Genomic DNA, 11693 nt, shown 5'->3' on the forward strand with positions numbered 1-11693 from the left:
CTGGCAAAGCCTTTGTCGAACACCCCGGCGCCTCCTCTGGCATTCCCGAAATTTGAAGTGCGAAAGGTATAGATAACAGGACTGGTAAACCAAACCCCGATTCACCTTTCACCTTTCGTCTTTCCTCTTTCACCTTTAAAAATCACCCATCAACCGGAATACTCAACACCTGGCCGATCCTAACCTGATTATCATTCATCGCATTGGTCGCTTTAATTTTTTGCATACTGACACCATACTGCTGGGCTATGCCCGACAGGGTTTCACCCCGACTGATGACATGTTGCCGGCCTTGTTCGGCAATCTGTGTTCCGGCCGGTGCAGCCTGTTGAAAATAACTGTCGATGCCGTTGAAAATTGCTCGGGCCATTTTGTCTTGGTGAGCGACACTACGAAGCTTGCTTTCTTCATCGGGATTCGAGATGAAGGCGGTTTCAACCAGAATAGCAGGAATATCGGGTGATTTAAGCACTAAAAATCCAGCTTTTTGCACCGATCGGGAATGCAAATGACCGACTTGCCTGAGACTGCCAAGAACGCTAGAGGCTGCATTTTGACTAGCTTCTTGAGTAGCGGTCATCGATAAATCGAGCAGCACAGACGCCAATACATCGTCTTTATCGACTAGACTAACGCCCCCAACCAGGTCGGCGGAATTTTCATGATTGGCTAACCACCGAGCCATCTCGGTCGTCGCGCCTTTGTTGGACAAGGTGAAAACCGATGCGCCTTTTACATTCGGATTATCGTAGGCATCGGCATGGATCGATACGAATAAATCGGCCTTTGACTCTCTGGCGATTTTCATACGTTTTTTCAGATCGATGTAATAATCGCCTTGACGCACCATTACGGCTCTCATTCCTGATTTTTTATCGATCAATGCCGCCAATTTTTTTGCGATTGCAAAAGTTACATCTTTTTCATGAGTGCCATGTGGGCCTTTTGCTCCAGGATCCTGACCGCCATGTCCGGCATCGATAGCTATCACAACATCTTTGCTGCGTTGCGGCGATTTTTTTACCGGCTTATAAGCGACAGCTAATGCTTCTGATCTCGGGGAAGGACTTTTAGCGGCATTAGGGGAGGAGTTTCGCTTTGAAACCAATGGATGCGATGAAACCGACCGTGTAACGGACGGTTTGGCAGCAACATCTTGTTTGGCAAACAAATCAATCATTAGTTGATAGCCGCCGGATTGACTAGACGGAATCGTCAAACTCTTAGCTATTCCATTCTTTTTCAAGTCGACGACAACTCGCAAATCTTTGTCGTTCCGAACCGCGCTTCGAATTTTTTTAAACAACGGATGATTGGAAGACGGTTGATCAAGTTTTCCGTTTAAGCGAGCATCACTGATGTCGATAACTAAACGTGGTGGTTTATCCAGTTGAAATACTTTGTGTGAAAATTGCGTCGACAGATCGAAAATCATCCGGGAGTGATCGGAAGAAATTTGATGCTTCAAGGAATTAACCGCCGTTTGTTGCGCAAACGCCGACCCTGCCCAGAAATGCAACACCGCAATGAATAATATATTGATAAAACTACGCATGATCCAACCCAAGCTTGCTATTTTACCGACGGAAAATCCCCCGTCATTGACTATTTGCCGCTAAATTTCCTGACTTAACTTCGATAAGTATCAAGTTCAATTAAAATTAGCAGACATTATGATTTTTTAACTTTTCTATATCTTTAAAACTTGAACACCGAAACTAGACGCTAAGGAACGGGCATTTTATATATTTCGCAACCGACTGGTCTTTTTTGTCCTTTCCTACTCCCTTTATACTCAAAAAATGGTTAGCTTTATGAAGGTATGGGGTGTGGCTAGCGTAGCGAGGATGTCGGCAGCAGGGCAGATTTTTGCTCCAAGCAAAATCTGCCCTGCTGCCGTCAAGCCCCCATGGATGGGTTTACGGCGGTCCTCGATAGACATATCCCATACCTTTTATTCTTAGGCGGTTTTTCAATCAAAAGGGAGTAAATGATTGAAAATACAAGCACTTCGATGAATCGCTTCGTCGCCTCTCAATTTTAAAAGTATTCAAGTTATAAATTTGTTTAAAGTATAGCAGTATGTCTTTGTTTTATCACGCTAGATAAAAAGTTTTTTACGCTTAAATTGCTGGTCTCCACTTTTAGGTTTCGCTCTTGCCCTACAACGCTTAAGGTCAAGACTAAATCAGGCTCCGGTAGAAAACCTTCGCCCATTTCCGGCCACTCGATTAAACAAACCGCATCTTGATCCAAATAATCATTAATCCCGATCCACTCCAGCTCTTCCGGGTCGGAGAGGCGATACAAATCAAAATGAATAACGGCCCGACCATTCGACATATACTCCTCAACGAGCGTATAAGTCGGACTTTTAACCGCGCCCTGATGTCCAAACGCTCTCAACAAGCCCCGGACCAACGTAGTCTTTCCGGCGCCTAATTGGCCTTTTAAAAAGATCAGACACTTATGCGGCAACAGCCTAGACAACTCGGCGCCGAAGGCTTCGGTAGCCTCTGTATTTCTCAGTTTTATTTGCATTAGTTTACCAAGTGCCTCAAATAAGGCATCAAATCGGTCGCCAAAAGGCCCCGCTCACCGCCATCGACAGCAGCCGCATCGGCAGCCGAACCATGAATATAAACACCTTGTTCGGCGCTTTCCCAATTGCTGAACCCTTGAGCCAACAGCCCGGCAATCACGCCGGTCAGAACATCCCCCATGCCTCCTGTTGCCATGCCCGGATTACCGACATCGGCAACTGCGATATGATGGTGACTAGCAATCAATGTACCCGCCCCTTTCAGTACACAAATACCCCCATATTGCCGCCTGATCGACGATACTGCGGCGAAGCGATCCTGTTCGACTTCGGATACTGAACATTTCAACAACCGCGAAGCCTCGCCCGGATGCGGCGTCAATATGAAATGGTCACCGTATTGCCCCGAATCCGCCAGCCAGTTCAAGCCGTCAGCATCGATCACCATCGGCTTAGCGACTCGGGTCGCGGCATCGAATAAACCTTTCGACCAATCGCTTCGTCCCAATCCGGGACCCAAGATAACAACATCTGCGCTATCAATGATTGCATCGATGCACTCCGGCTCGATGACGCCACGACACATCAGTTCCGGCCGCGAGCTATTGATCAATATGGCATGCTCAGGTCGGGTCAACACAGTAACGAGCCCTGCTCCAACCCGTAACGCGGCTTCGCCTGCCATACGAATCGCTCCCGAATAACCGAGATCACCGCCGATAACTAAGACATGCCCATTATGACCTTTGTGCGCACAGCGACTTCTTCGCGGTGGTTGCAGAAAACGAATGCGTTGCGCCGCACAATCGACCTTGTCAAAAACCGCGTTAGGAATATCGAGCGATGCATAATAAATTTTTCCGCAATAATCCGGCGCATCTCCGGTAAACAAGCCTTTTTTCAACCCGATAAAAGACACGGTCAAATCCGCTTTGACTGCACAGCCCATGATTTTTCCGGTATCGGCATTCAATCCGCTTGGAATATCGACCGCAATGACGAAAGCCCTACTGGCATTGATGGCCGCTATCGCATCGGCATATAAACCTTCGACTTCACGATCCAAGCCGGTACCTAGTAACGCATCAATGATCACTTCTTCGCCAAGTAAAGCTTTCGTATCATAGGCCGCAACTTTACAGCCGCTATCGATGCAATCTCGATATGCCTTGAGCGCATCGTCCTTAAGCCTAGAAGCCTCGACAACAGAATAAACCGTTACCTCCATTCCGGCTGCGATCGCTAAACGCGCGATCACATAGCCATCTCCGGCATTGTTACCGCCACCACAAAAAATCGCGCAACTTGTCGCCTCCGGACAGAACGCCTTGACCCGCTCAAATACCGATTGACCTGCCCTGCACATTAATTCATAACCGGGAATGCAAAAGTCATCGATTGCCGTTCGGTCCAGTTCTCTTACTTGATCGGCGGAATATAATTCGTTTGGAAGGTCTTGCCTATTCATTGCTTCATCGAAGATAATTGTTTTTAAGTTCGGCTTAATAGCCCCAAAACTTATTGGCTTGATCAACGTTAAATCCCTTTGGCGCCGAACAAGGCTTGCTAATTTTATACAGCGCAATGCCGCAATCGCGTTTTTGAGGCTCTCGATAAAAGGCACCCCAAGGGCTTACAAGAGCGAGCGCGTAAGGCCCAGATGTTTTACTGCTCTTAACTGTGGCTCGCTTAGTAATCAAAGCAATTTCGCCGTTTTGCAAACTCACAAATGTACCGGGGGGATAGATACCGGTTTCGCGAATGAATTGATTGGCCAATTGCTCATCGATTTCACTGCCGCGTTTCGCAAACAGCGATTTGATCGCATCATGCGCCAAAATCGGATCTCGATATTTGCGGCCGGTGATCAACGATGTATAGATATCAGCCAGAGAGATGACTTTAGCCCCTTCGCTGATAGCATCTCCACTGAGCTTATTGGGATAACCGCTACCGTCGTTTTTTTCATGATGATGCAAAACCATTGCCAGCCAATCTTCGGACTTAATTCCGGCTTTTTTTAATAACATGGCGCTTTGTTTAGGGTGTTCTATGATTTGCTGACGCTGCTCACTCGTCAGCGGAGAATCTTGTTGATAAAGCCGATCCTGTAATTTCAGCATGCCTAAATTCATCGTCAGCGCCGCGCTAATGATCAATTCGTTATCTTTATCGGATAACTGCCTGCGCCGACCAAGTAAGCCGGACAATACAGCCGTATAAATCGAATGAATGACGGCGTAATTATTAGCGCAGCCTAGTAAATGAATCGCGCCTAATGCGGCATTAGGATCGAATACCGTAATAATCCGTAAAAGCTCGGCAATTTTCGTTATTCGCGGTTGTGCACCCTCGGCTTCTTGAGCTGCTATATCTTGCAGCAGTGGATACAGTTTTTGGTTGCAATAAGCGATAGCGGTAAACGGATTGGTTTGTAGTTTTTTTTGATCCGGCTCTTGCTTTAAAGCCTCTCGTAGCTCGATCTCTTGTTCGGTAAGATTCCTATAAACACCCTTTTCAAGCAACACGTTAAGTTGCTTTTCAGTGCTAACAATCGTATTTTTCTTCAATAACAACGATTGCTCAAAGGTAAAAATGGAAAAAGGCAGCGGCGTATTTAATTCGATATCGCTGGGCTGGACTTTGACTAATTCTATTTCCATAGCGCACCTAAAGCTTCGGAATTTTTTCGTACCATTCAGTATAGCCTGAAGACTACAAATTTTACGAAAAGCTGAACTCTAACGTCTCAGTATATCTTTCACACTTCGTAGCAATACTTTAGATAGTTCAGTAATGGTCGGTAAGATCAGCCTCGTTCGTATTCCATTATTTAATTGAGTTTTTCCAGATACTGAATCACAAATTGTAGGGCTCGATTGCCTCGGTATTCATTGATATCAAGCTTGTAAGCAGCATGGATCGTTCGAATTCCCAGCCATTGTTCTGGCTTTTCGATAAAAAACGCAATCGCGTCGATCAACTGCTTGTTTTCGGCCTGACGCAGCACCAGTTTTAAATGATGCTGCCCGACGATACGGGCCTGAATGACTTCGAATACGCCATCGAAAACCGGCTCCGGAAACTCCTGCCCCCAAGTGCCAGAACGTTGCAATAACTCGGCGAATTCCAACGTCAACTCGTTTTCCGATAGTTTGCCGTCGGAATACACCGTCTGTTCCAGGTCCATATTCGCTATACGCCGACCGACCATTTCATCGAAGGCCAACGCAAAGGGCGGATAATCATGCATTTGTATGCTCATTCCGGCAGCCATCGCATGGCCGCCGAATTTATTGAGAATATTGGGATGAGCTGCAGCTATGTCGCTCAGAACGTCACGAATATGCACGCCGGGAATCGAACGCGCCGAACCTTTGATTTCGCCGTTACCGGCCGGCGCAAAAGCTACGACCGGGCGATGCAGTCTATCCTTGATTCTTGATGCCAGAATACCGATCACACCTTGATGCCAATTTTCATCGAACAAGCAAACGCCGGCCGGCAGATGTTTTTCATCTAAGGCTTTCATTTCGTTCAACAGTCCCATCGCTTCGATCTTCATCTGACCTTCGATATCCCGGCGATCCCTGTTCATCTCGTCAAGCTGCTGTGCGATATCCTTGGCCAAAGGAAGATCATCCGTCAGCAAACACTGGATGCCCAGCGCCATATCGTCCATGCGCCCGGCAGCGTTGAGCCTTGGCCCCAGTGCAAAGCCTAGGTCGGATGAGGATAAATACCGATAATTACGACCCGATACCTCGACCAAGGCCAGTATTCCCGGATGACAACGGCCCGAACGAATTCGCTGCAAGCCTTGATGAATCAAGATTCGATTGGTCTGATCGAGCGGCACGACATCGGCGACCGTGCCCAAGGCAACCAAATCCAGTAGTTGCGCTAGATTCGGTTCGGGGATGGCTTGTTGTTGAAACCAATCGATTTCACGAAGACGGCCTCTCAGTGCGGTCAGTACATAAAACATTACGCCGACACCGGCTAATGCTTGGCTAGGAAAAGCTTCGTCCGGTAAATTAGGATTGACGATTGCATCGGCCTCAGGCAATATCTCGCCGGGCAAATGGTGATCGGTAACCAAAACCTTAATCCCTAGTGCCTTAGCCGCGTCAACGCCGGCTATGCTCGATATGCCGTTATCGACTGTGATAATCAATTCGGGCGCTTGGCGTTTGGCCAACTCGACAATCTCCGGCGTCAACCCGTAACCGTATTCGAAACGATTCGGCACGATGAAGTCAACATTGACCGCACCGAGCATGCGCAAGCCCCTGATAGCAAGGGCGCAACTGGTCGCCCCGTCGGCATCGAAATCGGCCACAATAGTGATTCGCTTCTGCTGATTTAGCGCTTCGATCAAATGAGCGACCATGTCCTTCATCCCGGACAAAAGCCACGGCGAAGGCAATCCTGCCAACGAACGGTCTAATTCATCCGCGGATTTAATACCCCGGCTTAGAAATATGCGCTGCAACACCGGGTGCATATCACCCAAATCCAGCTTTTTCTTACCCGGAGGACGGGGAATAATTGTTTTTTTAACGCCTTGGGAGTACATGGGTAAGGTGCAAGGAGAAAGGGGCAAGGTTCAAGGGACAAGGGACAAGGGTCGAGTGGAAATTACCCAACCCAGTTTCGTTAGTATAACCGTCAACTACATGACTGTCTTACCAGATAGCACGCCATCACTGCTCTCAAACCCTGGCGAATTCAACCCATAAATGCAACACCCAGCAAATTATCGTCACTTAATACCCTCGAATCTCCCTCACCTAACACCAGATGATCCGCGTAGGGTACGCTGTGCGTACCATGGTAACCCCGCGATGTTCATGTGCCAACCGAACCGCCAGGGCACGGCTTTGGTACGCGCAGCGTACCCTACAATTTATGTATAACGATGAGCGATCCAGCGTGGGAACGATAAGGGGGTTTTAATAATTAAGTTTATCCTAAAAAGAGCAGTTGAGAGCTTCAAACTACCGTTCACCCTGAGCCCCTTCGGCTGCGCTCAGGAGAGCCCTGTCGAAGGGTGAACGGTAGTTTGAGGCTTCACCAATCCGGTGTAAGTGTTGTAGACCTTTCATGCTTCGACTTGGCTCAGCACGAACGGTCTACAACACTTACCAACTGCTCTTTTTAGGTTTATAGACTATCGAGTATCGCTTTCTTGACTGCGTCCAAATCGGCTTCGATCGTGACCGGATGCGCGTCTTTACATTGCTTGATCGCGATATCGGGATCTTTGATGCCGTTGCCGGTCAATGTACAAACGATCGTGCTGCCTTCGGGAATATTCCCCAATTCGATATCGTGCAACGCGCCGGCCAGCGATGCCGCCGAGGCAGGCTCGCAAAAAATGCCTTCGTTCGAACTCAACAATTTTTGCGCTGCCAAAATTTGCTCGTCGGTCATTGCCGCAAACCAACCTTCCGATTCGCGTTGCGCGGTCCAAGCTAAATCCCAAGATTGCGGGCGTCCGATGCGTATCGCGGTTGCGACCGTTTCGGGATGATCGATCATTTCTCTGGCGATGAAAGGCGCGGCGCCGGCCGCTTGATAACCGCACATCACGGGACGCTTATTCGTCACGGCTTTCAGGGAGCCGATATCGGTCGAATATTCCTTGTAACCTTTCCAATAGGCCGAAATATTGCCGGCATTGCCGACCGGTAGACAGTGATAATCAGGCGCGGTGCCCAGTTCGTCGATGATTTCGAACGCAGCGGTTTTCTGTCCTTCGAGACGGAACGGATTGATCGAATTGACAATCGAGACCGGCGCATGATCGACGATTTCCTTAACCAAAGCCATGCCCTGATCGAAGTTACCGTTGATCTGAATGATCTTGGCCCCGTACATCAAAGTTTGCGCCAATTTACCCAGCGCGATCTTGCCTTCCGGAATCAGTACGAAGGCTTTGATGCCGGCGCGTACCGCATAAGCCGCCGCCGACGCCGACGTATTGCCGGTCGATGCGCAGATAATAGCTTGACTGCCTTCTTCGACGGCTTTGGTCACAGCCATCGTCATGCCGCGATCCTTAAACGAGCCGGTCGGATTCAAGCCCTCGAATTTCACATAAATATCGACGTCCTTGCCGATCAATCTTGGAATGTTTTGCAGCTGTATCAAAGGTGTATTGCCTTCGCCCAAACTGATCAACCGAGTGCCATCAGCGACCGGTAGACGATCTCTATAAGTTTCGATTAAACCTGTATAGCGTTTACGAATTGTCATTGTGTTTTATCCCAGAGTTTCCAGACGAATGCGACACACTTTGCCGGTTACGGTCGTCAATTGTTCGATCACGGTAATCGCTGCATTCATTTCCGATTCCAGTGTATTTTGAGTCAACATGATAATCGGCACCGATTTTTCGTTTTCATGCGGTTCTTTTTGAATAATCGCTTCGATACTGATGTCGTGCAAAGCCAAGATGCGAGTAATGTCCGCTAACACACCCGGCCTATCCTCGGCATTGAGCCGTAAATAATAAGCCGTATGAATTTGCTCGGCCGAAAGCATCGGAATATCGGCCAGCGCGTTCGGTTGAAAAGCCAAGTGCGGCACGCGGTTTTCAGGATCGCTCGTCATTGCCCGAACGACATCAATCACATCGGCAACGACCGAAGAAGCCGTCGGTTCGGCGCCAGCACCTGCGCCATAATATAAGGTCGGCCCGACCGCATCGCCTTTAACCAATACCGCATTCATCACACCATCGACATTGGCGATTAATCTGCGTGCCGGTATCAAGGTCGGGTGCACGCGCAGTTCGATGCCTTCGGAAGTTTTCCGCGCAATGCCCAGATGCTTGATGCGATAGCCCAATGTTTCAGCATAATCGACATCGTCGCGCGTGATTTGCGTAATCCCTTCGGTATAAACCTTATCGAATTGCAAGGGAATACCAAACGCGATTGAAGCCAAAATAGTCAATTTATGCGCCGCATCGATTCCCTCTACGTCGAAAGTCGGATCGGCCTCGGCATACCCCAATGCCTGAGCCTCGGCCAAGACATCGGCGAAATCGCGGCCTTTGTCACGCATTTCGGTCAGGATAAAATTGCCGGTGCCATTGATGATTCCCGCCACCCACTCGATTTGATTGCCGCTCAAGCCTTCACGAATCGCCTTAATGATAGGAATTCCGCCGGCAACGGCAGCTTCGAACGCAACCATGACACCTTTGGCACTGGCTTTTGCAAAAATTTCATTTCCGTGCAGCGCAATCAAGGCTTTATTCGCGGTCACGACATGCTTACCGTTTTCAATCGCTTTGAGCACTAAATCTTTCGCAATCGTATCGCCGCCGATCAATTCCAAAACGATTTCAATCTCCGGATCGTTGACGATCTCATAAGGATCGGTCGTCAACGCGATGCCTTGCGTATCGCAAATACGGCTTCGCTCGAGATCGCGAGTACTGGCGCGCGTTACGATAATTTCACGCCCTGCGCGGCGCGCAATTTCAGTGGCGTTGCGTTTCAAGACATTGACGGTGCCACCGCCGACGGTACCTAGACCTAAGACCCCAACTTTGACCGGCTTCAAATTCGACTCCTACTAATTTCCCATAACCCGAACAAATCGAGCATTATACAACTTTGTCTTTCTTGAGCATATGTCGAATGCCGCGAATCGCTTGTCGGGTTCTGTGTTCGTTTTCGATCAAACCGAAACGAACGTGATCGTCTCCGTACTGTCCGAACCCGATGCCCGGCGACACTGCCACTTTCGCATCGGCGAGCAATTTTTTCGAAAATTCGAGCGACCCCATTTCTTTATAAGGCTCAGGAATCGGCGCCCAAACAAACATCGTCGCTTTCGGCTTCGGCACCGGCCAACCTGCGGCCGTCAAGCCTTCGCATAAGACATCTCGCCTTTTCCGGTACATCTCGGCAATCTCGGCCAGGCAATCTTGCGGCCCTTCCAGCGCGGTGATCGCGGCAATCTGAATCGGCGTAAATGTGCCGTAATCGAGATAGGATTTGATACGCGCCAACGCCGCAACTAAATCTTTATTTCCGCACATGAAACCAACCCGCCAGCCGGGCATGTTGTAACTCTTCGATAATGAGAAAAATTCGACCGCGATATCGGTCGCACCTTTTACTTGGAGTATGGACGGAGCCTTGTAGCCGTCGAAAACGATATCGGCATAGGCAATATCTTGTACCACCCAGATATTGTGTTCTTTCGCCACTTCAACGATTTTTTCAAAGAAATCGAGCTCGACGCATTGGGTAGTCGGATTACCCGGAAAATTGAGAATCAGCATTTTCGGCTTCGGCCATGAATCGACGATGGCTTTATGCAGTTCCTCGAAAAAATCCACACCGGCAACCAACGGCACATGACGAATATCGGCACCGGCGATCACGACACCGTACGGATGGATGGGATAGGCCGGATTCGGAACGAGAACGACGTCGCCGGGACCCAGCGTCGCCAAAGCCAGATGCGCAAGCCCTTCTTTGGAGCCTATCGTAACGATAGCCTCGGTATCGGGGTCTAAATCCACGTTGTAGCGCGTTTTATACCAAGTACAAATCGCTCTCCGTAATCGAGGAATACCCTTGGAAACGGAATAACGGTGCGTGTCTTCTCGCTGGGCCGCCTCGACCAGCTTTTTGACGATATGCTCGGGTGTCGGCTGATCGGGATTACCCATCCCGAAGTCGATGATATCTTCCCCGGCCGCTCGTGCTTTCGCTTTTAGCTCGTTGACAATATTGAAAACATAGGGAGGCAAGCGACTGATTCGATGAAATTGTTCCATTTGCGGCTCTGAAGAAAGATTTGTTAGTCAGTAAGTTTAAAAAACCGTCTAAATTACTGTTAATCAAAGGCTCTGTCAATTATACATCAGAGGAAAGATGAAAGAAGAAAGAGGAAAGATGTAGGCTGTCGAAATAAAATATTAATCATTATAATTCAATTGTTTATTATTTTTTTGAGGTGAAAAACAGACAGTCAACCTACTTTTATTTGCTTCCTAGAGCCAAAAATCAACGACTTAGCAGGAGGCATCAAAATGAAAATTGAACTTATTAAAGAATTTATCAATACTTTTTTACCGGTTTATCGCCGGAACTAAAGGGTATGTTGCGCGTACCAAAGCCGT

8 protein-coding genes are annotated in these 11693 nt (G+C 48.5%); all 8 read right to left on the reverse strand.

Annotated elements, in window-relative coordinates:
• Window positions 1-142 precede the first annotated feature (142 nt).
• Window positions 143-1555, reverse strand: a complete 1413-nt coding sequence (locus EQU24_RS11740; protein ID WP_017839319.1) for an N-acetylmuramoyl-L-alanine amidase — start codon at window positions 1553-1555, stop codon at window positions 143-145.
• A 512-nt stretch (window positions 1556-2067) separates the two neighbouring features.
• Window positions 2068-2541 (reverse strand): tRNA (adenosine(37)-N6)-threonylcarbamoyltransferase complex ATPase subunit type 1 TsaE, encoded by a 474-nt coding sequence (gene tsaE, locus EQU24_RS11750; RefSeq protein WP_017839318.1) that lies wholly within the window; start codon window positions 2539-2541, stop codon window positions 2068-2070.
• Entirely contained in the window at window positions 2541-4010 is a 1470-nt protein-coding gene (locus EQU24_RS11755) for a bifunctional ADP-dependent NAD(P)H-hydrate dehydratase/NAD(P)H-hydrate epimerase (RefSeq protein WP_017839317.1), read from the reverse strand. The genes tsaE and EQU24_RS11755 overlap by 1 nt, the downstream gene beginning before the upstream one ends.
• A 34-nt stretch (window positions 4011-4044) precedes the next feature.
• Complete coding sequence (locus EQU24_RS11760) at window positions 4045-5205, reverse strand: HD-GYP domain-containing protein (RefSeq protein WP_017839316.1); 1161 nt, start codon at window positions 5203-5205, stop codon at window positions 4045-4047.
• A gap of 170 nt (window positions 5206-5375) precedes the next feature.
• Window positions 5376-7121 carry a single-stranded-DNA-specific exonuclease RecJ gene (gene recJ, locus EQU24_RS11765; protein ID WP_083877613.1) on the reverse strand — a complete coding sequence of 582 codons (1746 nt, stop codon included), beginning with the start codon at window positions 7119-7121 and terminating at the stop codon, window positions 5376-5378.
• 587 nt (window positions 7122-7708) lie between these two features.
• Entirely contained in the window at window positions 7709-8803 is a 1095-nt protein-coding gene (thrC, locus tag EQU24_RS11770; protein WP_017839314.1) for a threonine synthase, read from the reverse strand.
• A gap of 6 nt (window positions 8804-8809) precedes the next feature.
• Window positions 8810-10120, reverse strand: coding sequence for a homoserine dehydrogenase (locus EQU24_RS11775; protein ID WP_017839313.1), 1311 nt, complete (start codon window positions 10118-10120; stop codon window positions 8810-8812).
• Between the two features lie 43 nt (window positions 10121-10163).
• Window positions 10164-11348, reverse strand: coding sequence for an alanine transaminase (gene alaC, locus EQU24_RS11780; RefSeq protein WP_017839312.1), 1185 nt, complete (start codon window positions 11346-11348; stop codon window positions 10164-10166).
• Window positions 11349-11693 lie beyond the last annotated feature (345 nt).

Source organism: Methylotuvimicrobium buryatense, assembly GCF_005931095.1.
Classification (GTDB): Bacteria; Pseudomonadota; Gammaproteobacteria; order Methylococcales; family Methylomonadaceae; genus Methylotuvimicrobium; species Methylotuvimicrobium buryatense.

Excerpts from the sequence above, each read along its gene's own strand:
- alaC (WP_017839312.1), bottom strand. The coding sequence starts at position 11,348 with ATGGAACAATTTCATCGAATCAGTCGCTTGCCTCCCTATGTTTTCAAT.
- EQU24_RS11760 (WP_017839316.1), bottom strand. The coding sequence starts at position 5,205 with ATGGAAATAGAATTAGTCAAAGTCCAGCCCAGCGATATCGAATTAAAT.
- recJ (WP_083877613.1), bottom strand. The coding sequence starts at position 7,121 with ATGTACTCCCAAGGCGTTAAAAAAACAATTATTCCCCGTCCTCCGGGT.
- tsaE (WP_017839318.1), bottom strand. The coding sequence starts at position 2,541 with ATGCAAATAAAACTGAGAAATACAGAGGCTACCGAAGCCTTCGGCGCC.
- thrC (WP_017839314.1), bottom strand. The coding sequence starts at position 8,803 with ATGACAATTCGTAAACGCTATACAGGTTTAATCGAAACTTATAGAGAT.
- EQU24_RS11755 (WP_017839317.1), bottom strand. The coding sequence starts at position 4,010 with ATGAATAGGCAAGACCTTCCAAACGAATTATATTCCGCCGATCAAGTA.
- EQU24_RS11740 (WP_017839319.1), bottom strand. The coding sequence starts at position 1,555 with ATGCGTAGTTTTATCAATATATTATTCATTGCGGTGTTGCATTTCTGG.